Source organism: Burkholderia sp. AU33423 (assembly GCF_002223135.1).
In the GTDB taxonomy this organism is placed as follows: domain Bacteria; phylum Pseudomonadota; class Gammaproteobacteria; order Burkholderiales; family Burkholderiaceae; genus Burkholderia; species Burkholderia lata_D.
Genome location: NZ_NKFH01000004.1, coordinates 1413684 through 1438844 on the forward strand (window position 1 = coordinate 1413684; position 25161 = coordinate 1438844).

Sequence of the window (25161 nt, forward strand, 5' to 3'; positions counted from 1 at the left end):
GGGCGCCGCGGCGCCCGCGTCGATGGAGTTCGCGCAATGAAGCACAGTTTCGAACGACTGCGGCTCGATGGCGTGTGCCGCAGCTTCACCAATGCGGAAGGCGCACAGGTCGCCGCGCTGAACGGGCTCGATCTCGAGATCCGGCGTGGCGAATTCATCGCGCTGCTCGGCCCGTCGGGCTGCGGCAAGTCGACCGCGCTCAACTGCATCGCCGGGCTGCAGCCGCTCACGCGCGGCGGCATCTGGCTGGACGACACGCGCATCGACGTGCTGCCGCCCGAGCGGCGCGGCTTCGGGATGGTGTTCCAGAACTACGCGCTGTTTCCGCACATGTCGGTGCTCGACAACGTCGGCTTCGGCCTCAAGATGCGCGGCGTGCCGAAGCAGGAAACGCGGCGGCGCGCGCAGCAGGCGCTCGAACTCGTGCAGCTCGTCGGCCACGAGGGCAAGCTGCCCGGGCAGCTGTCGGGCGGGCAGCAGCAGCGCGTCGCGATTGCGCGCGCGATCGTGATCGAGCCGCCGCTCGTGCTGATGGACGAGCCGCTGTCGAACCTCGACACGAAGTTGCGCATCGAGATGCGCGCCGAGATCCGTCGCATCCACACGCAGCTCGAACGCGCGACGATCTACGTGACGCACGACCAGGACGAGGCGCTGTCGATGGCCGACCGCATCGTCGTGATGAAGGAGGGCGTCGTGCAGCAGGTCGCGACGCCGAAGGACGTCTACACGCGCCCGCACAACCTGCATGTCGCGCGCTTCATGGGCTATCGCAACGTGCTGCCGTTCACACTCGAAGGGATGGCCGGCGATTACGTGAGCGTCGCTGCCGGTGGCGTTCGCGTCACGGGCGTGCCGATGGCCGGCTTCGACGCGAAAGAGGTCGTGGTCGCGCTGCGCCCCGACGACATCGAGCGCGCGGACGAAGGCGGCGACAACACGTTCGACGCGACGGTCGAAACGGTCGAGTACGGCGGCCGCGATTCGCTGATCCGCGCGGTCACACCGTTCGGCCCGATCTGGGCGCGCGTCGCCGGCGAATTCACGGAAGGCGAGTCGCTGCGGCTGCGCGTTGCGCCGTCGCGCACGCTCGTCTACCCGGGAGCGCCGACATGAGCGGCGTGGCCGCGGCGCGGTTACACCAGGAGGCCGCATGAGCACGTTCGCGTCCGGCGGCACGCCGCGCGACGCGAAAGCCTGGCTCGTCACGCCCGCGCTCGCGTTCATCGTCGCACTGTTCATCTATCCGTTCGCGTACGGCCTCGTGCTGTCGTTCCAGCCGATGAACGGCGGCGGCGCGCTCGCGAACTACGTGCAGTTCTTCACCGACACGGCGATGTGGCCGACCGTGCTCGTCACGCTGAAGCTCGCGGTACCGGCGACACTGCTCAACGTCGGCATCGCGGTGCCCGTCGCGTTCGCGCTGCGCCGCCATTCGCCGTACCAGAAATTCGTCACGACGCTGCTCGTGATTCCCGTCACGCTCGGCACGGTGCTCGTCGCCGACGGGATGCTCACGTATTTCGGGCCGAACGGCTGGTTTCCACAGGCGCTGCAGGGGCTGCACCTGTACACCGACGAAGTGCGCCTCACGCACAACTACTGGGGCGTGCTGCTGTCGCTGATCGTGTCGGGCTTTCCGTTCGCGTTCCTGCTGATGCTGTCGTACATCAGCGGCATTGACCCGACGCTCGCGCGCGCAGCGGCAACGCTCGGCGCGAACCCGTGGCAGCAGTTCCGGCAGATCTACCTGCCGCTGCTCGTGCCGGGGCTCACGATGGCCGCATGCCTGTCGTTCGTGCAGGCGTTTTCGGTGTTTCCGTCGGCCGTGCTGCTCGGCGCGCCGGCCGGGCCCACGCGCGTGATCTCCATCGCGGCGGCGGAAGCCGCGTTCGAGAGCTACGACTATTCGCTGGCGTCGGCGATCGCGATCGTGATGGGCTTCGTGCAGTTGCTGGTGGTCGCGTCGATGCTCGGCGCGCGCCGCTTCTTCTATACGGGTGCGGTGACGGGAGGCAAGGGCTGATGGCGACCGACAATCATGCCGCGCGCACTTGGCCGCCGAAGCACGACGCGCCCGACGCGCCCGATGCGCCCGATGCGCGCCCCGTCGATGCGAGGAAACCGCAGAAGATGACAAGCAATCTCGCCGGCCGCGCATGGAAGGCGCTCGTGTGGGGGCTGATGGCGTTCTTCCTGCTGAACGTGATGCTGCTGATCGCGACCGTCGCGGTGAATTCGATCGCGACCCGCTGGTTCGGCACGCCGCTGCCGCAGGGCTTCACGCTGCACTGGTATGCGAAGGCGTGGGAGGACTTCCAGCTCGCGAGCGTGCTGTGGGTGACCGTCGAGGTCGTCGGCGCGGTCGTGCTGCTGTCGATCGCGCTCGGCGTGCCGGCCGCGTATGCGCTGGCGCGCGTGCAGTTTCGCGGCAAGCGCTTCGCGCTGCTGGTGTTCCTGCTGCCGCTGATGGTGCCGCCCGTCACGTACGGGATCCCGATGGCCACCGTGATGTACAAGGTCGGGCTCGCGGGCACGCTGCCGGGCGTGATCCTCGCGAACCTCGTCCCGGCGCTGCCGTTCGTGATCCTCGTGATGACGCCGTTCATCGAGCAGATCGATCCGAATCTCGAGTCCGCCGCACGCATCTTCGGCGCGAACACGTGGCGCTATTTCCGCTACGTGCTGCTGCCGCTGCTGGTGCCCGGCATGCTCGCCGCCGGGTTGCTCGTGCTGGTGCGCACGATCGGGATGTTCGAGCTGACCTTCTTCACCGCGGGGCCGAGCACGCAGACGCTCGTCGTCGCGCTGTATTACGCGGTGTTCTCGACCGGCGTGCGCGCGCCGCAGTCGATCGACGCGATGGCGATGATCTACATGGCCATCACGCTCGTGTGGGTCGTGATCGCGCTGCAGTTCGTGAGCCCAACGCAGCTCGTCAGCCGCGTGAAGCAGGAGCGGCAGTAGCCGAGGGCGACGCACGGGCACGCGATGCCGCTTGCGCCTCCGTGCAATTGGTTACAAATGGATACCGCGCACCGCGCGCGGACGTTGCAGACTACGCGGCGTTCACCCGATAACGGATACCCATGAAGTTCCATACGCTGCTGACACTCGCCGGTGCATCGACGCTGCTGGCCGCCTGCAATCTCCTCCACGACGGCCCCGGGTCGAGCGACGTCGACGCCGCCGTGCGCCGCGCGCTCGAGGCGGAAAACCACGGCGGCCTGAACGCGCTGTTCGGCCAGCCGCTGCCCGTCTCGGCCGATGTCGTGTCGGCGAAGCCCGACGGCGACTGCAAGAAGCTCGGCGATCGTACGTACTCGTGCGACGTCGTGGTCACGTGGCGCAATGCCGACTACAAGCCTTCGCGCGCGAACCTGACCTTCGTGAAGGCCGCCGACGGCTCGTGGCAGACGTCCGGCGTCGACGCCGCGATCGTGACGGGCACCGCGAAATCGCTGGTCGACGAGATCGGCAAGGCGTGGCCCGGCAATGCGGCGAGCGGCGCGTCGGCGCCGCAGTAAGTCGGCGGGGACATCGTTCACGCTTTCTCCCTGGCCCGATCACGCCGACACATCGACAAGCCGCCAGGCGACGCGAATCCGCATGTCCGGCCCGTGCGGCGCATTCTCCCGCGTTGAAACCCCGAACTTGCCGAATGCCATCGCACGGTTTGCCCGCTGCGAAGGCGGGTGCCGCGCTGCGCACACCATGCCCGATCCGGAACGGATGAGCCAGTTCCGGCAACAAAATCGCGCATTGAAAACCGGATCGAAATTCCGCTGACGCGATGCCATGGCGCAACGTTCTCGATCGACGACCTTGCCCAGTCCTGCGGCTTGCAGTGCCAGGGGATGCCACCTATACATATGACTAATCGGGCGCCATACCACGGCAAGGGTGCGGCGTGTCACGGGGGACCATCACCCGTTCGAGCCAACGGGTGCCGAAGGGGGACCCAACATGGGCAAGTGCGTGTCGGCCACGCGGATTTGTTCTGATACCGGGTCTTCGAATGGGTTACACGCATTCACCCGGTGCGGCTGCAGGCGCGGTTCGCCGGTCGCTCGCCGCGCGAACGCGTTCGCGCAGGGAACGACGGTCCGCTCCGTCGAGTTCGAGCGCGGCTGTCCCGGCAGTCGGCCTATGCGCTGCGCGGGACTCGGGCGAGCGCTGGCGATCATTGCGTGCTTCTTCGCGATGACGGGCCCCGGCGCCAGCGTCGCGGCGGAACCCGGCGTGACTGACGATGCGATCCGCCTTGGCATGGTCAACGCGCAGTCGGGCAATTCCTCGGGCCTGGGACACGGGCTGCTGGTCGGCGCGCAAGCCGTATTCGACGATGCGAACGCGCACGGCGGCGTACATGGCAGGAGGATCGACCTCGTGGTCGCCGACGATCGCTACGAGCCCGACCGGACCGTGGACGACACGCTGGAGATGATCGAGCGGCGCAACGTCCTCGCCCTGTTCGGCTACGTCGGCACGCCGACGACCACCGCGGTGCTGCCGATGATCCGGGATGCGGGCATTCCGCTCATCGGCGTCTTCAGCGGCGCGACGGCACTGCGCAAGCCCGTCATTCCGGAGGTATTCAACATTCGGGCGAGCTATGACGACGAAACGCGCGTGCTGGTCGAGCATTTGATCGCGCACGATCGCGCAAAGCGTTTCGCGGTGTTCTACCAGGACGACGGCTTCGGGCTCGCGGTACTGGCGGGCACGCGGCTCGCCTTGCAGCGCCATGGCCTCGACGTCGTCGCCACGGGCACGTTTCGCCGCGGCACGACCGCGGTCGCCACGGGCCTTGCGGCCGTGCTCGGCGGCCGGCCCGACGTCGTGATCATGGTCGGGCCGTATACGCCGGTGGCCGCATTCATTCGCGCGGTGCATCGGGAAGGCCTCGATGCGCGGCTCGCGGCGGTGTCGTTCGTCGGCACCGACGACCTGTTGCGCCTGATCGGCGACGAAGGCAACGGCACGCTGATCTCGCAGGTCGTGCCGCTGCCGCGGAATGAACGCCCCGTGATCCAGGATTGCGCACGGCTGATCGCGCAGCGCTTTCCGGACGAACAGGTGGGCGTGGTGCACATCGAGGGCTGCCTCGACGCGAAGATCGCGCTGATCGGGCTGGAACGCGCGGGCCCGAAGCCGACCCGGGCAACCCTGAAGCAGGCGCTCGAATCGATTCATCATCTCGATCTGGGCGGCCTGGTGGTCAACCTGGGTGCCGACGATCACCAGGCACTGGACGACGTGTTCCTCACCGAAATCGCACACGGTCGCGTCACACCGCTGGACGCGCCGGCCAGATAACGGACCGGATGGCCGCGGGCAGGCCATCCCGATCCTGGAGGGCTGCATGGACATCAAGGCGAAACTCGTCACCAGCACCGGCCTGATGCTGCTCGGCGCGGTGGCGACTTCCCTGACGAGCCTGACCGCCGTGCACGGCATTGCATCCGGTGTGCGCATGCTGACGACGGAATCGATTCCGCAGCAGGTGCGCAGCAACGAACTGGAGCGTGCGTACGCGGAACTGGCGGTCGATTTCGGCCGGCTCGAACGGGCCCGGGACGCGTCGGAGCGCGAGCAGTCGTCGTCGGAGATCGAAACGCAATTGCAGCGGATCGCCGACATTACGACCGCCGTGCGCGCGATCGACGGGCACGGGATCGACGAGCCGTCCGCCGATATCCGGACGATGCTCGCGTCGATGAACGAAGGCGTCGAGAAGCGCCTGCGGAGCGACGCGCAGCTCGTCGCCGAACGCCAGTTCATCGAACGCGTCCAGGCACGCGGCGCCAGGCTGCTGAGCGAGGTCGCCAAGGAGACCGAGCAGCTCGACCACGAAGCCGATGCCGCGGTGAGCAGTGCGCTTGCGGCCAATTCCGCCTACAACCGGACGATTCATGCGCTCGACCAGGTCCGCCTGAACGTCAAGGACATCATCACCCTTGCCGGTCGCGTCGACGTCGCACCGAACCGATACCGGCTCGCGCCGCTGCGGGAACGCATGCAGGCGTCGCTCGACGGCGCGAGCAATGCACTCTCGACCGCGGCGCCGAACCTCGACGGCACCGCGGCGCAGGGTGCGGCGAACGCGCTCGGGCGCCTGGCGGCCGACATCCTCGACGGCAACGACGGTCTGCTCGCGCTGCGCGGCGGCATGTTCGCGGCGCCGCCCGTCGCGGCACGCTACCGCGCGAAAGAGGAGCGGGTCCTGCAGTCGCTCGATGCACTCGACGTGACGCTGGCGGAGATCGCGGATCCGTTCGCGCTGCGAATCGTCGATGCACGACATCGACTCGACGAAGCCGTCGCATTCCAGCGCCGGGCGGTACGGATCGCGTCACTGTCGACCGTCGTCAATGGCGGAATCAAGGAACTCGCGGCCGACCTGCGTGCGGTCGCGCAGAGCGAAGGCACCGACCGCATCGAGCGCGGCGAAGGCGTGCGCAAGAATATCGGCGCGCTCGCCACATCCGCCGCCGCCTTGCGCGATGCGCTCGTCGCAGACCGGCTCGGCAGCGCGAGCCGCGCACGGGAAGTGGCTGCGCTGGCGACGGAACTGGCCGGATCCGCCCGTCGCATCCTCGCGGTGAAGTCGGACGTGCTGTCCAACGACTTGGCCATGCAGCGCATCGTCGCGGACGTCGACACGACCGCGAATCGCCTCGCGGCCTACTCGGAACAGCAGGCCGTACGCGTCGATCTGCAGCAGCGCGCCGTCGTATCCGACGTCTACCGGGCCGTGACGAGCGCGTTCCTGATGATCGTGGCGGTATCGTTCCTGCTCGCGATCGGCGGCCTCGTGACCAGCCATCGTCTCGGCACGTCGATCGCCCGCCCGCTGTCGAACCTGACGCGCACGATGGCGCGCATCCGCCACGGCAACGATCTGTCGCTGCGCATGGCCCACAAAGGCCGCGACGAAGTCGCGGCCCTGATCGCCGGCTTCAACATGATGCTCGACGAAATCGAGCGGCGCGATGTCGATCTGCAGGCGGCGATCGCGACGGCCGAAGCCGCGAACTCGGCGAAATCGGAATTTCTCGCGAGGATGAGCCACGAGATCCGCACGCCGATGAACGGCGTGCTCGGCATGACCGAACTGCTGCAGCGCACGCGGCTGACGTCGAGGCAACGCAAGTTTGTCGACACCGTGTATCGATCCGGGCAGACGCTGCTCGTCATCATCGACGACATTCTCGATTTTTCGAAGATCGAGGCCGGCAAGCTGACGCTGGAGCGCATCGATTTCAACCTGCATCAATTGCTCGACGATGTCGTCGCCCTGCTGGAGCCGAACGCAGGACGCAAGGCACTCGCGCTCGTGTACCGGCGCGCCGCCAACGTTCCGGAATGGATGCGCGGCGACCCGGTGCGCCTGCGGCAGGTCCTGACGAACCTGATGGGCAATGCGATCAAGTTCACCGAGCACGGGCACGTCGAGCTGAGCGCATCGTATGCGGAAGACGGTCGCATCGTGTTCGTGATCGCCGACAGCGGCATCGGCATCGCGCCCGATGTGTCCGCGCAGTTGTTCCAGCCGTTCCAGCAGGCCGACAGCTCGATCGCACGCAAATACGGCGGGACCGGCCTGGGGCTCGTGATTGCCCGGCAGTTGGCCGAGATGATGGGCGGCTCGCTCGCGCTCGACTCGACGCCGGGAAAGGGCTCGGTATTTACCGTGACGATGCGGTTCGAGCCGGCATCCGGCGGGGGCGGCATCGCGGCGCATGCGAGATCGTCGCTCGCGGGCCTGAAGGTGCTGATCGTGGACGACAGCGAGACCGATCGCAGCGTGTTGCTCGAGCACGCGATCGAATGGCAGCTGTGCGTGGCCACGGCGATCGGCGGCGACGACGCGCTGTCGCAGTTGCGCGCGGCCGTCGCCGACGGTTCGCCGTTCGACCTCGCGATCGTCGACGTCCGGATGCCCGGCATGGACGGCATCTCGCTCGTGCAGCACATCCGCCATGATCCGTCGCTGCGTGCGCTCAGGATCATCACGCTGACCGCGTTCGAGATGATGGACAGCGTCCAGGTCGCGCGCGAACTCGACATCGCCGCGCGACTGACGAAGCCGCTGCATGGCGCCGACCTTTATTCGGCGATCGCATCGACGATGCAGGTGATGCCGCACCGCATGCCGCCGGCGGCCGATGAAGCCGGGCCGGACCCGGACAGGCCACTCGACGCAATCCCCGCGCGTGTGCTGCTGGTCGAGGACAACGCGGTCAACCAGCAGATCGCGCTCGCGATGCTGGAGGACACCGACTATCGGGTCGCCGTGGCCGACGACGGCGAGCAGGCGTTGAAAATGCTGGACGACGACGCCTTCGACGTGGTTCTGATGGACTGCCAGATGCCGCTGCTGGACGGCTTCGAGGCCACGCGGCGGCTGCGACGGCGCGAAGCCGAAGCCGGCGCGCCGCGCATGCCGGTCATTGCGTTGACGGCCAATGCGCTCAGCGGCGACCGCGAACGCTGCCTGGCCGCCGGCATGGACGACTATCTCGGCAAGCCGTTCCACCGCGATGCGCTGCTGCGGATGCTCGCGCGCCATGTTCGCGCCGACGCAAGCGTGCCGGCCGCCAAGAGCGATGAGGCAGGGGCGCCGGTCGACATCGAAACGGGCACGCAGGCGACGCCCGGCGCGAGCGAGACGGCGGCCGCCGGTCCGGACGAGGACGCCGGCGTGATCGACCGCAAGGCGCTCGATGCATTGCGCGCGCTCCAGCGGCCCGGCCGCCCGGATGTGCTGACCCGGATCATCGATCAATTCACGGCGGACGCGCCGCGGCTGATCCGCGACATGCACGCAGCGGTCGAAGCAGGTGACGCCGATGCGCTGAAGCTGGCCGCCCATACGCTGAAATCGAGCAGCGCGAACGTCGGCGCGCACCTGCTGTCAGCCCGCTGCCGCGAGATCGAGCGTCTGGCGCGCGCTGCCGACGTGAGCGCCGCAGAGACGCTCGTCGCCGGCACGGATACGGAATTCGGGCACGCGCACGCCGCGCTGATCGCCGAGCGCGTGGACGGTTGAAGCTTGAACGATCGCCGGCCGGTCGCCGCGGCGATCGCGCGTCGGCGCAAACAGGAGGACGGTCGTGAACCAGGACAATGCCGATTTGCCGGCGATTCTGATCATCGATGACGATGCAATGACGCGCCTGCTGGTCGTGGAAACGCTCGAGCCCGAAGGTTTCCGCGTCGAGGAGGCGACGGGGCCGCAGGAGGGCATCGACGCGTTCCTGCGTTGTCGCCCCGCCGTCGTGCTGCTCGATGTCGAAATGCCCGGCGGCGACGGCTTCGACTGTTGCCGCGCGCTGCGCGCCTTGCCGGAAGGTCGCCGCGTGCCGATCGTGATGCTCACGGGCAACGACGACGACGAATCGATCGCCAGCGCGTTCGATGCCGGCGCGACCGACTTCGTGTCCAAGCCGATGCGGTGGAAGCTGCTGGGCTACCGGATCCGGTATCTGCTGCGCGCCGCCGCTGCCGTCGAAAAACTGGCGACGACCGAGGTCAGCCTCACGCACGCGCAGGCGCTCGCGCACCTGGGCAACTGGGAGTACCAGGCCGGGCGCACGGACGGCTACTGGTCGCCGGAGCTGTACCGGATTCTCGGGCTCGACGCCACGCGCGCGCCGCCGACGTTCGAGCGGCTGGTGCAAGCCGTTCCGGCCGACGAGCAGCCGCTGCTCGTGCAGTCGTACACGAGCCTGCGCACCGAGGGTGTCGCATTCTCGCTCGAGCATCGACTGATTCACGAGGACGGCACCGAGCGCTACGTGCTGCACCAGGCGGAGTCCGGGCGCGATCCGAACCACGCGATCATCCTGCGCGGCATCGTTCAGGACATCACCGAGCGCAAGATGCAGCAGGGGCGTATCGAATACCTGGCCAACCACGATGCGCTCACCGGCCTGCCCAACCGCAACCTGCTCGGCGACCGGATGGAGCAGGCGATGTCGCAGGCGAGACGCACCGGGCAGCTGATCGCGGTGATGGTGCTCGACCTGGACCGTTTCAAGCACGTCAACGACAGCTTCGGCCACTCGGTCGGCGACGGGCTGCTGCGGGTCGTCGCCGCGCGCCTGACGAGTTCCGTGCGCGACGGCGACACGGTCGCGCGGCTCGGCGGCGACGAGTTCGTCGTGATGCTGGTCAACCTGTCGACGCCATCGGATGCGGATGTGATCGCCCGCAAGATCCTGGACACCTTCATCGCGCCGTTCGTGCTGGAAGGGCACGATCTGCACGTGACGACCAGCGTCGGCGTGAGCCTCTGTCCGACCGACGGCACGAACGCGGAGGCGCTGCTGAAAACGGCCGATGCCGCGCTGTACTGCGCGAAGGAACACGGGCGCAACTGCTACAGCTTCTATACCCGCGAACTGGGTGCGCGCGTGGAAGAGCAGACCATCCTGGAAAACGCACTGCACCGGGCCGTCGCAAACGGCGAACTCGAGCTGTACTACCAGCCGAAGGTCGATCTCAAGACCGGCCAGATCAGCGGGGTCGAGGCGCTGATTCGATGGCGACGCCCGGGAATCGGCATCATTCCGCCGGACCGCTTCATCCCGATCGCCGAGGAATCCGGACTGATTCTGCCGATCGGAGAGTGGGTGCTGCGCACCGCGTGCGCACAGGCCGTCGCCTGGCAACAGGACGGGCATCCCCCGATCCGGATCGCCGTCAACCTGTCGGCGTGCCAGTTCCGGCAACAGGACGTGGCCGCCATGGTACGCAAGACGCTCCGGGAAACGGGACTGGCGCCGGCCTCGCTCGAACTCGAGCTGACCGAAAGCGTACTGATGCAGGACTGCAATACGATCGCACACACGCTGCGCGAACTGAAGGCGCTCGGCGTCGTCCTGTCGCTGGATGATTTCGGCACCGGCTATTCGAGCCTGTCGTACCTGAAAGACTTGCCGATCGATGTCGTCAAGATCGATCGGTCGTTCCTCAGCGACGTCACCACCAGCGCGGAAGGCGCGTCGCTGACGCGCTCGATCATCGCGATGGCGGAGTCGCTGCACATGGAGACGGTGGCCGAAGGCGTCGAAACCGAAGCACAGCTGTCGTTCCTGAACCGGCACCGCTGCCACTCGATGCAGGGCTACTACTTCAGCCATCCGGTGACCGGCGATGAAATCGCCGGCATGCTGTCGGCCGGCTCGGAACTGCCCGAACACTGCCGGCAGCGCGAACTGCTGCACCGGACGCTGCTGCTGGTGGACGACGATCGCGCCACCCTGCAGATGCTCAGGCAGGCGCTGGGCCGCGACGGCTACGAGATCCTCGATACGACCGACCCCGACGAGGCGCTCGGCCTGCTCGCCCGGCATCGCGTCGGCGTCATCGTGTCCGACTTCCACTTGCCGAGCGCGTCGGGAATCGACCTGCTGCAGCGCGTCAAGGCGTTGTACCCGGACATCGTGCGTATCCTGCTGTCGGGTTACGGCGACGGGCAATCGATCGCCAGCGCATCCGGCGACGGATCGGTCCAGAAGCTCCTGATCAAGCCGTGGGATGTCGCGCTGCTGCGCAAGCACATCGTCGAGTCGTTCCAGCGATTCGAGCACGACTCGCTGCACAACGGGCTCGGCATCGGCGCGGGGCGCCTCGGCGCGCACCGATCGCCGCTCCGGCCCGTCGGCGCGCCGGAACCGCGCGACCGGGCCTGAGCAAGGGCCACGCGAAACGGCGGGGGTGGACGGCCGTCATAAAGGGTACGACCAGGCTGATAAACGGTATGCGGCCCGGGTTATAGGGAAAACCCTTATTTCGAGATATAATCACGGCCTGAGAGATAGGTCGAACCATGCCTGAACGTTTCCAAACCCTTGAAAAATTTGTGTTTTCCCTCGTCGTGATGTCCGCGGTCGTGTGCTCGGCATTCCTCGCGTACGAGCGTCACCCCGAGATCAAGATCGCACTGCACGAAGGCGAAGCGCTGATGCGCGAGAGCGCCAAGTACTCGGTCATCTGCTCGCCGTCCAAGGTCGATCCTTGCGTCGAGATGTCTGCTTACTGAAATTCGCGTCGATAGCGGTGCGCTGCTATCGAAACGGACGTTTCCAGAATTCGTCCCATTCAGTTTCGGACTCGTCCTATACCGTTGGCCGTCTGGATTCCTTAAAGTAGAGCCCTTCAGGCATTCAGAAACCGGCCGCAAGATAGGGCGGATGCACGAACCCGTAACGTGCCGAGTCGCTGGCGTAAGCAGCCCCCGAATTCAGCCGGCCCCGCTTCGAGCCATCGAGCGGGGCCGTTCTGTTTGCGCGGTTCAAATCACCTTCCGTTACGCCATGCGCCACGCGCGTCACACCACGTGCCGCGGCGCGCCACCCACGAACGCGGCGACGTTTTCCACGAGCTGATCGGCGAGCGCCTGCATCGCTTCGTCGCTCGCCCACGCGACGTGCGGCGTCAGGATGAATGCCGGATGCGACAGGATCGCGTGGAACGGATGAGCGGCCGGCAGCGGCTCCTGCGTGACCACGTCGAACCCCGCGCCTGCGATCTGCCCCGACTGCAACGCATCGACGAGCGCGCTTTCATCCACGAGCCCGCCGCGCGCGGTATTGATCAGCAGCGGCCGGCGCGTCATCCGCGCGAACGCGGCCGCATCGATCACGTGCCACGTCGCCGGCGTGAGCGGGCAGTGCAGCGTGATCACGTCGCTGTCTCGCAGCAGCGTGTCGAGCGGCGCGTAGTCGTCTCCTGCCGCATCGCCGTGCGCCGCGAACCGCACCCGCATGTCGAGCGCGCGGGCGATGCCGGCCACCGCGCGCCCGAGCACGCCGTCGCCGACGATCCCGATCGTCGAGCCGGCCAGGTCGCGAATCGGATGATCGAAAAAGCAGAACTGCCCGCTGTCGAGCCAGCGCCCCGCACGCACCGCGTCGCGGTACGCGACGAGGCTGCGGCGCAGCGCGAAGATCAGCGCGAACGTGTGCTCGGGCACCGTGCGGACCGCATACCCACGAATATTGCTCACGACGATGCCCCGCGCCGCGCACGCGTCGAGATCGACGATGTCGGTGCCCGTCGCGGCGATCGCGATCATCCGCAGGCGCCGTGCATCGGCGAGCGTTGCCGCGTCGAGCCGCACCTTGTTGGTCACGACGATGTCCGCGTCGCCGATGCGCGCGGCAATCTCGTGCGCGGCCGTCCGGTCGAACGTGCGCAACGCGTGCGGGAACGGAAACGGCTTCAGCACGGTGTGCGGCGACAGCGTGGCGCGATCGAGAAACACGATCGTCGCGGGGGAGGAAACAGAAAACATGGCGAGTCTCGCTGACAGGCGCCCGGCGGGCGCGGAACGGGTTCGATTCTGCCGGCGGCGCGCGTGGCGTCGTTTGACCGTTGCGCGAGCGCGCTTTCCCGGATGGAAAGGCTGACGCAACGCCCGCGCGAAGGGCGTGACGCGCGCCTTTCCAAAACGGAAAGGCTGGTTGAGCATCGATCGATTTTCGCCGGGCGCGAAGGTCGTCATGATCACCTTCATCGACAACACGATTTCATCGGAGACAGCCATGACACGCCCCCTGGACGGCATCCGCGTGCTGGAACTCGGCCAACTGATCGCCGGGCCGTTCGCGGGCCGGATGCTCGCCGAATTCGGCGCCGACGTGCTCAAGGTCGAGCCGCCCGGGCTCGGCGATCCGCTGCGCAAATGGCGGCTGCTGCATGAAGGCACGTCGGTCTGGTGGGCCGCGCAGTCGCGCAACAAGACCTCGCTCACGCTCGACCTGCGCACGCCCGAAGGGCAGGACGTCGTGCGCCGCCTCGTGGCCGAGACCGACGTGCTGATCGAGAACTTCCGGCCCGGCACGCTCGAGGGCTGGGGGCTCGGCTGGGACGCGCTGTCCGCGATCAACCCGGGGCTCGTGATGCTGCGCGTGTCGGGCTTCGGGCAGACGGGCCCGTACCGCGACCGCCCCGGCTTCGGCGTGATCGCCGAGGCGATGGGCGGCCTGCGGCACCTGACCGGCGAGCCCGGCCGCACACCGGTGCGCGTCGGCATCTCGCTCGGCGATTCGCTGTCGGCGCTGCACGGCGTGATCGGCGTGCTGCTTGCGCTGCGGCATCGCGAGCAGCAGGGCGGCAAGGGGCAGGTCGTCGACGTCGCGCTGTACGAGTCGGTCTTCAACATGATGGAAAGCCTGCTGCCCGAATACTCGGCGTTCGGCGCCGTCCGCGAGGCGGCCGGCAGCAGCCTGCCCGGCATCGCGCCGACCAACGCGTACCGCTGCCGCGACGGCAAGTACGCGCTGATCGCCGGCAATGGCGACAGCATCTTCCGGCGCCTGATGGAGCTGATCGGCCGGCCCGATCTCGGCAACGATCCCGCGCTCGCGCACAACGACGGGCGCGTCGCGCAGGTCGAGCGCATCGACGCGGCAATCGGCGAATGGAGCGCGCGGCACGATCTCGACGCCGTGCTGGCCGCGCTGAACGAAGCACGCATTCCGTCTGGACGCATCTACGACGTGGCCGACATCGCGGCCGACCCGCATTACCGCGCACGCGACATGCTCGTCGATGCCGCGCTGCCCGACGGTACGCCGGTGCTCGTGCCAGGCATCGTGCCGAAGCTCGGTGCGACGCCCGGGCGCATCGAACACGCGGCGCCCGCGCTCGGCGCGGATACCGACGCGGTACTCGAATCGCTCGGTATCGATGAAGCGACGCGCGGCGACTGGCGCACGCGCGGCGTGATCTGAGATGCGGAAACAGGAGCAGACAACATGAGCAGCCAACGCAAACGCCTCTACCTCCACGAAGTCGCGACCCGCGACGGTTTCCAGAACGAAGCGGCATTCGTCGACACCGACGACAAGATCGCACTCGTCGACGCGCTGAGCGCGTGCGGCTACGCGAAGATCGAGGTCACGTCGTTCACGTCGCCGAAAGCGATCCCCGCGTTGCGCGACGCGGAGGCCGTGATGCGTGGCATCACGCGTGCATCGGGTGTGGTCTATACGGTGCTCGTGCCGAACGTGCGCGGCGCGGAGCGCGCACTGTCGTGCGGCGTCGACGAAGTGAACCTCGTGATGTCGATGAGCGAAAGCCACAACCGCGCGAACCTGCGGATGACACGCGAGCAATCGTTCGCGCAGTTGCGCGACGTGATCGACGCGGTACGCGGCACGGGCGTCGCGATCAACGTGTCGCTGTCGACCGCGATGGGCTGCCCGATGGAAGGGGACGTACCGGCCGAAGGCGTGCTCGCATGGATGCAGCGCTTCGCGGATCTCGGCGTGCACGGCTTCACGCTGTGCGATACGACCGGCATGGCGTTTCCGTCGCAAGTGCGCGACCTGTCGGCACGGGCCCGCGAGCGCTTCGGCGCGCTGCAGCTCACGCTGCACTTCCACAACACGCGCGGGATGGCGCTCGCGAATACACTCGCGGCGCTCGACGCCGGGATCGACCGCTTCGACGCGTCGCTCGGCGGGCTCGGCGGCTGCCCGTACGCGCCGGGCGCGACCGGCAACACGTGCACCGAAGAACTCGTGCACATGCTCGAACTCGACGGCTACGATACGGGCATCGATCTCGCGGCGGTGCTGGCCGCGTCGGCACGGCTGCCCGCGCTGATCGGGCATGACGTGCCGAGCCAGATCCTGAAGGCCGGGCGCCGCTCGGACCTTCATCTGCCGCCGCGCGCGGACGCCGGCGACATGCCCGCGCAACGCGCGTTCTCATGAACCACGAACAGGAGCGAACCTCATGGCGCTGATCGACCACCTCGACCATCTCGTGCTGACCTGCGTCGATCCCGACCGGACCAGGCATTTCTACACCGAGGTGCTGCAGATGCAGCTCGAAACCTTCGGCGCGGGCCGGATCGCATTCCGCTTCGGCAACCAGAAGATCAACCTGCACGTTCGCGGCGCGGAGTTCGAGCCGAAAGCGCATGTGCCGGTGCCCGGCGCGCTCGATCTGTGCTTCATCGCGTCGGTACCGCTCGACGACGTGATCGCACACCTGAAGCGCGTCGATTGGCCGATCGTCGAAGGGCCCGTCGAGCGCACGGGCGCGACGCAGAAGATCCGGTCGGTCTACGTGCGCGATCCCGACCTGAACCTGATCGAGATCTCCGAGTTGATCTGAGTGCCGGCGCACAGCCGCGCCGATCTCCCGCCGAAAACGGACAGCCGGTTTCCGCGCTCGCCGATTCCGGATAGCCGGCCCGTGCCGCGCTGCGGATAATGCAGGCATCGGCGACTGAGAAGCCGCCTTCGCACCGGACGCAACGCTTGCGTCCGCGCTTCCGCAACCCGACCCAGGCAATTCACGATGACGATCCTCTATCGCGGCATGGACCGCGCGGCGCTCGACGCCGCCTATCTGAACACGAAGGTAGTGCCCGATTTCCCTGCATTGCTGGCGTCGATGCAGGCGCGCAGCGCAACGCTCTATGAAGCCGCGTCCGTCAGGCGCGACCTGCGTTACGGCGCGCAACCCGCGCAGCGTTTCGACTGGCTGTCGTGTGGTCAGCCCGATGCGCCGCTGTTCGTGTTCATTCATGGCGGCTACTGGCAGCACTGCGCGAAAGAGGATTTCGCCTACGCGGCAAGCGGGCCGCTCGCGCGCGGTTTCGACGTGATACTCGCCGAATACACGCTTGCACCGGTCGCGACGATGACCGACATCGTCGGCGAGATCGGCGCGCTGCTCGACTACCTGGCGAACGACCCCGACGGCCTCGGCACGGCGAAGCGGCCGATTCACCTGAGCGGCCATTCGGCGGGCGGCCACCTGACGGCCGTGCACCGCGCGCATCCGGCCGTCGTGTCGGCACTCGCGATCAGCCCGCTCGTCGATCTCGAACCGATCTCGCTGTGCTGCCTGAACGACAAGCTGCAGCTCACAGCGCACGAAGTCGAAACGTACAGCCCGTTGCGCCATGTCGGGCCCGGCGCGCCGACGGTCATTGCGGTCGGCGATGCGGAGCTGCCCGAACTCGTCCGGCAGGCACGCGACTACGCAGCAGCGTGCGACGCGGCCGGCGAACGGATCGTCCATGTCGGGTTGCCCGGCATGAAGCACTTCGACGTGCTCGACGATCTCGCGAAGCCGGACGGTGCGATGCTTGCCGCATTACGGTCGATCGCGCCGCGCCAGGCGTGCCGTTTCGCGCTCACACGGCCGGGCGTATGATCGGCGTCAGGCCGCTGCGTTGACGGCAAGCGCCGGCACGGCACTCCCAGGAAACACGACATGGTGAACCCGCTTCATTTCGATCTGCAGTCGCTGCGCGTGTTCGCGCTCGTCGCCGAGCACGGCAGCCTGACGAAAGCGGCCGAACACGGCCAGCTCACGCTGTCCGCGGTCAGCAAGCGCATCGCCGAGCTCGAAAGCGTGACGGGCAGTGCGCTGTTCATCCGGCATGCGCGCGGCGTCGAGCTGACGCCCGCGGGCCGTGCGCTGCTCGACCATGCGGCGAAGGTGATCGAGCAGGTCAACCGGATGGCGCACGAGATGAGCGACTACGTCGCCGGCGTGCGCGGCCACATCCACGTGTGGACCAACACGTCCGCGATCGTCCAGTTCCTGCCCGCCGATCTCGCCGCGTTCCTCACCGACAATCCGGGCATCAAGGTCAGCCTCGAAGAGCGGCTGAGCCACGAGATCGTCGACGCACTCGCATCCGGCAAGGCCGATCTCGGCGTGTTCGCCGACAACGTGCCGGCCCCCGGCATCGAACGGCGGCTGTACCGGCGCGACGAGCTCGTGCTGCTCGTGCCGCGCACGCACCGGTTCGCCGCGCGCGACAGCATCCGCTTCGCGGATACGCTCGACGAGGACTACGTGGGGCTCAGCGACGGCAGTTCGCTGCTCGCGCGCATGACCGACGCGGCGTTCGCGGTCGAGCGCTCGCTGAAGCTGCGGATCCAGGTATCGAATTTCGACGGCGTGAGCCGGATGATCGAGGCGGGGCTCGGCATCGGCATCCTGCCGCGCGATGCGGTGACCGGCGAGCGCGCGGCGCGGCTCGGGGTCGTGAAGCTCGACGATGCGTGGGCCACACGCACGCTGTGGGTGGGGGTGAAGGCGGGCACCGTGCTGACGACCGATATCGCGAAGCTGTTCGATTTCATGTCGGCAAGGTGAGGCGGGGCTGCGTGCGCAAAGCCGGTTCGGCCCGGATTCCGGAAAACACGATCATCGGTCCACGTTCGCACCGCTTTCCAACGTTCTGTCCAATCCCTCAACAACTGGATCCGGGGCCGCTATATGCACGAATTGAACTACCGCCTTATTGCCGGCTTTGTCGTTGTCGCTTACGGCATCGCGATGTCCGCCATCATGGCATTTCGTCCGGAACGGATCTTGGCCTTCTATTGCCGATCGAGGGCCTGGCGATGGTCGTACAAATTCTTTTACAACATGTCTACCGAAGACATCATGTCGGCCAAAATGGTTCGAATCACCCGATTCCGGGGATGGGTGGGGCTGGTGTTCTGTACGGTCCTTATGTGGGGCTTCCTGTTCCGCAGGTAGCGAGGCGTCACCTGCTCGCGCATTCATGAGCGCGCCTTTGGGGATCGGGCGAACGTGTCACCACAGATGACTGGCAACATATCGCCCAGGAAATCCAGCAGCCATCGAAAATGATGCGGGCGCACGCTCCCATGCCCCCGCATTCCCCCGCTCAAACCGGATTGATCTCATCCTGACTACGCCGCGTAGTCAGCGGCCCGAGCACACGCAGCGTGACGGCAACGATGCCAAGCGCTACCGAAATCACGCCGAACATCGCACCCGCGCCATAACTGCCGAGCACCGGCAACAACACGAACGGCAGCACACCGCTGACGATCCGCGACAGCGCATAGGTACTGCCGATCGCCGTCGAGCGCACCCGCGCCGGGAAAATCTCCGCCTGGTACACGTGATACGCGTTGCTGAACACGTTCGACGCGCAGGTCGTCAGGAATCCGAAGCCGACGATCAACGCGGTATTGCCCGAATACGCGAAGCACAGCCCGAACCCGGCGATCGACAGGATCGACACGATCACGAGCGTGCGACGCTCGATCCAGTTGAGCAGCGGAATCGACAGCAGCGAGCCGACCGGATAGCCGACGAACGACAGCGCGATGAACAGCGTGCTGTCCGTCACGTCGAAGCCGCGACTTTTCACGACCGTGCCGGCCAGCGTACCGAACCCGTAATAGCCGAAGCCCTGAAACAGGTGAAAGATCGCGAGCATCACGTAGCGCGCGCCGTACGGTTCGCGCCGCAGCAGCGCGATGCGCTCGCCAAGCCCGAGCGGCCGTTGCGGCTCGACCGGCTCCGCGAACTGCTCGGGCACGCGCACACCGGTGCCTTCCGCGAAGCGCCGCAATGCCGCATGCGCGTCGGCGGTGCGACCCTGCGCGAGCAGCCAGCGCGGGCTCTCCGGCAGCCGGTGCTGGACGAGCAGTACGTACACGGCGCCGAGGCTGCCGATCGCGAGAATGATGCGCCAGCCGGCCACGCCGCCCACATGCAACGGGTTCAGCCACAGCGCGAGGAACCCGACGAGCGGTACCGCGACATAGGAAGTCGTATAGGCCCACGCGGCGAGCCGCCCGCGCTTTTCCTTCGGCAGGATCTCGGACAGGAAGCTGTCGGCAACCGGATAGATTGCGCCGACGCCGATGCCGGTCAGGAACCGGCACGCGACGAGCATGTCGGCATTCACCGAAAACGCACCGACCAGCGAGAACGCGCTGTACCACGTGAGCGTCAGCAGGAACGCCTTGCGCCGGCCGATGCGGTCGGCGAGGCTGCCGAGGCACATCGCGCCGAAGAACATGCCGATGAACGCCGATGCGAGCAGCAGCTTGAAATCGGTGCTCTGCCGGCTCAGCCCGTATTCGTTCTGCAACGCGGAACCGATCGTGCTGACGAGGAAAATCTCGTACATGTCGAAGAACAGCCCGATGCCGATCACCCAGACGACGAACCGGTGCAACGCGCCGACGGGCAGGTCGTCCATGAAATCGCCGAGCGTGACGCGGCGGGCGGGGAGGGCCGACGCATCGGCGCCGACGCCGGCAGCGGCCGGCGGTCGTGCGGACGCGGGTCCGCCCGCGTTGCCGCCGAGATCGAGGGAATGGCTGTTCATCGTGTCTCCTGATTATCGATACGCCGTGGCGCGAGGCCCGGCCGTTCGCGACCGGCGCGATGCATCCGGTCGCACGACGTGGCGGCAGGTACCGCAAGGCCGGTGAAGGGGCCGGACAGGCGGGCTGTACCGATCGTCCGACACATGGTGGGCAAATCCGCGGCACGTGATAATTGCGGATGTCTCAAGCGTCCTTTCCTGCGCAGAAAGGGTGCGGAACACGCGGCAGCCGGCATGCACGCGGCAGGCCCGTGCAGCCTGCCTGGCGCGCGGTCATGCACCGGAGCCGATTGCGCGCTCGCGCAACCCGCAGGCCGGGAAAACCATGAGGCCGATGGCCTGGCCGCCGGTGCGAAAACCGCCGGCGGCCAGGCGTTCGTGCTTAGTCAGCCGGCACGAACGCCGCCCCGTAAAACACGCGCACGGGGTTGCCGCGCTCCAGCGCAAAGTGCTGCATCCGCCGCTGCCGGCGCGCATCGGACGCGTGACGGTCGGCTTCCTGCTGCAGTCGAACCTGCAGCAACTGCAGCGCCAGGCGCTTGTTCGCGTGCTGGCTGCGCTCGCTTTCCACGCGCACCGACAGGCCGGTCGCGACATGGGTCGCACGAATCGCGGAGCTCGTCTTGTTCACGTGCTGGCCGCCCGGCCCGCGCGCGCGCATCGCTTCGAACCGCACATCGCCGTCCGGCAGCGGCTGCGCGTCGGCACAGCGCGTAACACCGATGAACCAGTTCTTGCGCGGATGGCGCAACCGGTACGGGCTCGCGCAAATCCATTGCAGCGTGCCCGTCCAGCGGTCCGCGAGCGCCTGCGCGCCTTCGCCGTCCAGGTCGAGCAGCGCCGAGCGCAGCGTGCCGGAGCGTTCGCCCGGCTGCGCATCGAGCACGGTGACGACGACGCGCTGCGCATCGGCTTCCGCCTGCAGGCGCCGCAACGCATTGGCCGCGGCCAGCTGGCACTCGAGCGGGCCATGCGCCGAAGAAATCTGCATCAGCATCGGCCAGCCTCCCCGGACGTCTTGTAGGTCAGCACCGGCGCGAGCCGCGCCAGCTTGCGCAGCAGCCCGGCCGCGTCGAGCGCGTCGACGACGCTGTCGATCGGCTTGTAGGCCTGCGGTGCTTCCTCGTACAGCAGTTCGCGGTCTTCGCAAATCACGTGGCTGCCGAGCGGCGTGCGCGTGAGCTGAGACGGCGTGAAGCGCCGTTCGAGGCGCCCCTTGCAATCGCCGCGGGCCCACTTGCGGCCCGCACCGTGCGCCAGCGACGCCAGGCTGGCCGCATCGTCCGACCGCACCGGCGCGACGAGGTAGCTGTAGTCGCCGCGCGATCCGGGAATGACGACCGGCCCCGCGTCGGCCGGCGTCGCACCTTTGCGATGCAGCCAGCCCGGCTCGCCGTCGACGCTCGCGCGGCTCACCAGGTTGTGGTTCACGTCGAGCACGCACCGGCCGTCGGTGCGCCAGCGCGCCAGCATGCGCCGCGCGATCAGGTCGCGATTCGCGATCGCGTAGCGCAATGCCGCGTCGTGACGCGCGAGGTACGCCGTGCACGCGGCATCCGTATCGTCGAGGCCGTTGTAGCCGTGCTCGCGCATGTGCTGCTCGAGGATCGACTGGCCGAAGCCGCGCGATCCGCTATGCACGAGCAGCAGCAGGCGATCGGGATCGAGGCCGAGCGCCACGACGGCATCGGTGTCGTACACCGCGTCGATCCGCTGCGCTTCCGCGAAATGATTGCCGCTGCCGATCGTGCCGAGCGATGCCGCGTACGCGTGATCCGTGAACCCGGCGGCCGCAATGAGCGGCTGCCAGCTTGCATCGGGCGTGGCGTCGATCGAGCCGAGCCGGCTCGCGAGCTTCGACGCACTGGCGCGCCGCGCATCGAGCGCGGTTTGCCACAGCGCCATCCCGCAGCCGATATCGCCGCCGATCAGAGCCGGATATAGCCGGCCCGTCGAGAAGAACGCGGCGCCCACCGGGTAGCCGCGTCCGGGGTGAAGATCGGGCATGCCGGCGACGCGCCGCATGCCGGGGAGGGTGGCAGCGTGTTCGAGCTGCCGGATGGCCTCACCTTCGATCCAGGTGGTGGCGCAAGCGCACAACGTGATGCGCTCGCCCAGGTATTGCATGGAATTGCCCATGGAGGTTTCCGTTCGATGAAAAGGAAGAACGGCGGGCCATGGCGCAGGCAGCGCACACATGCGCTGCCCGACATCGGAAGTCGGGAAGAGGGCGGCACGACCGGATCGGAACGACCCGGTTCATCGCCGTGACGGCGATACGTGGTGCTGCTTGGCGTGAACGATGAAACGAACGGACGCGAAAAACCCGAACTACGACCCGCGACGGGAGGAGTGCTGGCGTGACGTCATGATTTTTTCTCCTTGCGAGTGAGGGGTTGATCGGAATGGCGGCGACTCTAGCATGCGCGCGACCGGCGCAGCAAGCGGGTGGCGTGGCGTTGCCCATCGAATCACCGTTCGATGTGGCGAAAAACACACAAATAGGAATCCGGATCATTCCTGTGTCGACGGCGCACACGACGCGCCGCAGCAGGCATTCGACGCACGCCGACAACCGCATCGGCTGTACCCGACCGCGCTTGACAGCACACATGCCGTTTCGTAGCATCCGCCTGCTTCATCCCTGAACCCTCATCGAATCGGTGATCCAAGTGCCCGCAAACATTCGTCCCTTCGCCTGATACGCCGACGACTGCCGTCCCGGCCGCGTGTCGTCCTGCCCGTTCCCGTCTGCCTCGCGGCGCCGGAACCGTGATCGCAGGGCCGCGCCCGGACACGCACTGACACCGCAACGCACACCCCATCGTTCGTTCACGTCGTCGGCTTTTTCTGATGTTTCCGGAGAAAGACCATGACGCTGGATTTCCGCGCCTACGCGCAATCGCTCGACCTCGCCCGCTACCCGCGCACGCCGCACCTCGAAGGCTCGCGCCTGCAGGACGGCGACGAAGGTCACGACCACGTTCCGTATCGCACCCTCGCGGGCGCCCATCTCGTCGTCGAGGAAAAACTCGACGGCGCGAACACGGGCATCAGCTTCAGCCCCGCGGGCGAACTGCTGCTGCAGTCGCGCGGCCACTATCTGGCCGGCGGCGGCCGCGAGCGGCAGTTCGGGTTCGTGAAGACCTGGGCCGCCGCCCATGCGGGCTGGCTGCTCGACCGCCTCGGCGATCGCTACGTGATGTACGGCGAGACGATGAGCAAGAAGCACGCGGTGTTCTACGACGCGCTGCCGCATCACTTTTTCGAGTTCGACGTGTTCGATCGCGCAACGGGCCGTTTCCTGTCGACACCCGCGCGTCGCGCGCTGCTCGCCGACGGGCCCGTGCTGTCGGTGCCCGTGCTGTACGAAGGCATCGCGCCGGCGCGACTCGCGGACCTGAAGGCAATGCTTGGCCCGTCGCTCGCGAAGACGCCGGACTGGCGTCGCGCGTTCGAGGAAACGGTGCGTCGGCAGGGGCTCGACCTCGCGCGTGCATGGCAGCAGTGCGACAAGTCGGAGCGCTCCGAAGGGCTCTACGTGAAGGTCGAGGCGGACGACACGACGACCGCGCGCCTGAAGTGGGTGCGCCACGATTTCGTGCAGGCCATTCTCGAATCGGCGCGCCATCACTCGGAGCAGCCGTTCATCCCGAATCGGCTCGCGCCGGGTGTCGACCTGTATGCGCCGCGCCCGACGGTAACGTGGGCATCGATCTCCGCCGCGCACCCGAACCCATGAATGTGGAACGGCCGTGCGCCGTTTCGAGAGGAGTCTTGATCATGAAGTACGAACAACTTCAGGCACTCGTGCCTGCGCCCGGCCGGCAGCCGGACTATCACGCGTGTCTCGCGGCATTTCCCGCGCTCGAACACGCGAAAACGACACCGCAGGAGCCCGCGCACCACGGCGAAGGCGACGTGTGGACGCATACGATGATGGTGATCGATGCGCTGCTCGCGCTGCCCGAGTACCAGGCCGCGTCGCGCGCCGACCAGGAGAGCGTGTTCCTGGCCGCGCTGCTGCACGACATCGCGAAGCACGGCACGACGGTCGTCGATCCCGTTACCGGCGCGATCGGCCATCCCGGCCACTCGCGCAAGGGCGCGATCGATGCGCGGATTGCCCTGTGGGATGCCGGCGTGCCGTTCGCGGTGCGCGAGGCGATCTGCCGGATGATCGCCGTGCACCAGGTACCGTTCTTCGCGATGAGCGGGTCGCGCCGTGGCACACCGGAGTTCATCGCGCGCGAGCTGTCGTGGCAGGTCAGCCTGCCGCTGCTGTGCCTGCTTGCCGAAGCCGATATCCGCGGGCGCATCTGCGACGACACGCAGCGCGTGCTCGACAACATCGAACTGTTGCGTGAACTGGCGCGGGAAGAGGGCTGCTACGGCCAGCCGCGTGCATTCGCCGACGCGCACACGGCGCTCAGCTACTTTCGCGGCGCGGACGTGCATCCCGACTATCCGCTGTTCCGTACACCGGGCTCGCGGGTCGTCGTGATGTCGGGCCTGCCCGCGTCGGGCAAGAACACGTGGGTTGCGCGGCATCATCCGGATCTGCCGGTCGTGTCGTTCGACGATGCGCGCGATGCGTTGGGGCTGCGTCATGGCCAGAACGAGGGCGCGGTCGCGCACCATGCGGTCGACGCCGCGAAGGCACTGTTGCGCGCGCAACAGCCGTTCGTGTGGAATGCGACGAACCTGTCGCCGCTGATGCGCAAGAAGACGCTCGACCTGCTGTTTGCGTACAACGCCGACGTGACGCTCGTCTACCTCGAACAGCCGCGTGAGGAACTGTTGCGTCGCAACGCGCGGCGCGACACGTCGCTGACGAATCGCGCGCTCGAGGCGATGCTGCTGCGCTGGGATCTGCCATTGCCGACCGAAGCGCATGCGGTGCGGTATGAAGTCTGATGCGACAACGTCGCAACCCGAGCCGGTACGCCGCAATTCACCGCGGCGTACCGGCTCGTTTCATTTCAGCGATGCATTCCGCTGCGTCGCGCAAGCGC

General features: G+C 67.3%; 20 protein-coding genes. 15 read left to right on the forward strand and 5 right to left on the reverse strand.

Annotated elements, in window-relative coordinates; genetic code table 11:
- Positions 1-36: 36 nt before the first annotated feature.
- From CFB50_RS09250 to CFB50_RS09265, 4 genes are all read left to right on the forward strand, one after another.
- Positions 37-1116 (forward strand): ABC transporter ATP-binding protein, encoded by a 1080-nt coding sequence (locus tag CFB50_RS09250; RefSeq protein WP_089445650.1) that lies wholly within the window; start codon positions 37-39, stop codon positions 1114-1116.
- Positions 1117-1153: 37 nt separating this feature from the next.
- A complete protein-coding gene (locus CFB50_RS09255; RefSeq protein ID WP_089445651.1) occupies positions 1154-2026 on the forward strand; it encodes an ABC transporter permease in 873 nt (290 codons plus the stop codon).
- Positions 2026-2967: an ABC transporter permease gene (locus tag CFB50_RS09260; protein ID WP_089445652.1), complete on the forward strand. Its 942-nt coding sequence runs from the start codon at positions 2026-2028 to the stop codon at positions 2965-2967. Before CFB50_RS09255 ends, CFB50_RS09260 begins: the two co-directional genes overlap by 1 nt.
- A gap of 122 nt (positions 2968-3089) precedes the next feature.
- A complete protein-coding gene (locus CFB50_RS09265) occupies positions 3090-3527 on the forward strand; it encodes a hypothetical protein (protein ID WP_043182875.1) in 438 nt (145 codons plus the stop codon).
- A 39-nt stretch (positions 3528-3566) separates the two neighbouring features.
- Here CFB50_RS09265 and CFB50_RS38640 read toward each other — a convergent pair whose 3' ends face one another.
- Positions 3567-3800 (reverse strand): hypothetical protein, encoded by a 234-nt coding sequence (locus tag CFB50_RS38640; protein WP_144020643.1) that lies wholly within the window; start codon positions 3798-3800, stop codon positions 3567-3569.
- A gap of 442 nt (positions 3801-4242) precedes the next feature.
- Between CFB50_RS38640 and CFB50_RS09270 the strand changes: the two genes are divergently transcribed.
- From CFB50_RS09270 to CFB50_RS09285, 4 genes are all read left to right on the forward strand, one after another.
- The gene (locus tag CFB50_RS09270; protein WP_256978853.1) at positions 4243-5319 is read left to right on the forward strand and encodes an ABC transporter substrate-binding protein; all 1077 of its coding nucleotides are present in this window, start codon (positions 4243-4245) and stop codon (positions 5317-5319) included.
- Positions 5320-5365: 46 nt separating this feature from the next.
- Positions 5366-9055: a response regulator gene (locus tag CFB50_RS09275; RefSeq protein WP_089445653.1), complete on the forward strand. Its 3690-nt coding sequence runs from the start codon at positions 5366-5368 to the stop codon at positions 9053-9055.
- Between the two features lie 64 nt (positions 9056-9119).
- Complete coding sequence (locus CFB50_RS09280) at positions 9120-11702, forward strand: EAL domain-containing protein (protein WP_089445654.1); 2583 nt, start codon at positions 9120-9122, stop codon at positions 11700-11702.
- A 137-nt stretch (positions 11703-11839) separates the two neighbouring features.
- Positions 11840-12052: a hypothetical protein gene (locus tag CFB50_RS09285; protein WP_006497261.1), complete on the forward strand. Its 213-nt coding sequence runs from the start codon at positions 11840-11842 to the stop codon at positions 12050-12052.
- A 288-nt stretch (positions 12053-12340) separates the two neighbouring features.
- Here CFB50_RS09285 and CFB50_RS09290 read toward each other — a convergent pair whose 3' ends face one another.
- Positions 12341-13306 carry a D-2-hydroxyacid dehydrogenase gene (locus CFB50_RS09290; RefSeq protein ID WP_089445655.1) on the reverse strand — a complete coding sequence of 322 codons (966 nt, stop codon included), beginning with the start codon at positions 13304-13306 and terminating at the stop codon, positions 12341-12343.
- A 250-nt stretch (positions 13307-13556) separates the two neighbouring features.
- Here CFB50_RS09290 and CFB50_RS09295 point away from each other — a divergent pair, with 250 nt between their 5' ends.
- From CFB50_RS09295 to CFB50_RS09315, 5 genes are all read left to right on the forward strand, one after another.
- Positions 13557-14747, forward strand: a complete 1191-nt coding sequence (locus tag CFB50_RS09295) for a CaiB/BaiF CoA transferase family protein (RefSeq protein WP_089446077.1) — start codon at positions 13557-13559, stop codon at positions 14745-14747.
- 24 nt (positions 14748-14771) lie between these two features.
- Positions 14772-15734, forward strand: a complete 963-nt coding sequence (locus tag CFB50_RS09300) for a hydroxymethylglutaryl-CoA lyase (RefSeq protein ID WP_089445656.1) — start codon at positions 14772-14774, stop codon at positions 15732-15734.
- Positions 15735-15756: 22 nt separating this feature from the next.
- Positions 15757-16140, forward strand: a complete 384-nt coding sequence (locus CFB50_RS09305) for a VOC family protein (protein WP_089445657.1) — start codon at positions 15757-15759, stop codon at positions 16138-16140.
- A gap of 186 nt (positions 16141-16326) precedes the next feature.
- Complete coding sequence (locus CFB50_RS09310) at positions 16327-17190, forward strand: alpha/beta hydrolase (protein ID WP_089445658.1); 864 nt, start codon at positions 16327-16329, stop codon at positions 17188-17190.
- Between the two features lie 60 nt (positions 17191-17250).
- Positions 17251-18144: a LysR family transcriptional regulator gene (locus CFB50_RS09315; RefSeq protein ID WP_059495960.1), complete on the forward strand. Its 894-nt coding sequence runs from the start codon at positions 17251-17253 to the stop codon at positions 18142-18144.
- A gap of 541 nt (positions 18145-18685) precedes the next feature.
- Here the strand turns inward: CFB50_RS09315 and CFB50_RS09325 are convergent.
- The 3 genes from CFB50_RS09325 to CFB50_RS09340 form a co-directional block, all read right to left on the reverse strand.
- Positions 18686-20146 (reverse strand): MFS transporter, encoded by a 1461-nt coding sequence (locus CFB50_RS09325; RefSeq protein ID WP_089445660.1) that lies wholly within the window; start codon positions 20144-20146, stop codon positions 18686-18688.
- A gap of 382 nt (positions 20147-20528) precedes the next feature.
- Positions 20529-21137: a peptide chain release factor H gene (gene prfH, locus CFB50_RS09335; protein ID WP_306426973.1), complete on the reverse strand. Its 609-nt coding sequence runs from the start codon at positions 21135-21137 to the stop codon at positions 20529-20531.
- Positions 21137-22285, reverse strand: coding sequence for an RNA ligase RtcB family protein (locus CFB50_RS09340; RefSeq protein WP_089445663.1), 1149 nt, complete (start codon positions 22283-22285; stop codon positions 21137-21139). The genes prfH and CFB50_RS09340 overlap by 1 nt, the downstream gene beginning before the upstream one ends.
- Before the next feature lie 733 nt (positions 22286-23018).
- On the opposite strand from CFB50_RS09340, the gene CFB50_RS09345 reads away from it, so the two are divergent.
- Positions 23019-23888 carry an RNA ligase family protein gene (locus tag CFB50_RS09345; protein WP_089445664.1) on the forward strand — a complete coding sequence of 290 codons (870 nt, stop codon included), beginning with the start codon at positions 23019-23021 and terminating at the stop codon, positions 23886-23888.
- Between the two features lie 41 nt (positions 23889-23929).
- Entirely contained in the window at positions 23930-25063 is a 1134-nt protein-coding gene (locus CFB50_RS09350) for an AAA family ATPase (RefSeq protein WP_089446078.1), read from the forward strand.
- Positions 25064-25161: the final 98 nt, after the last annotated feature.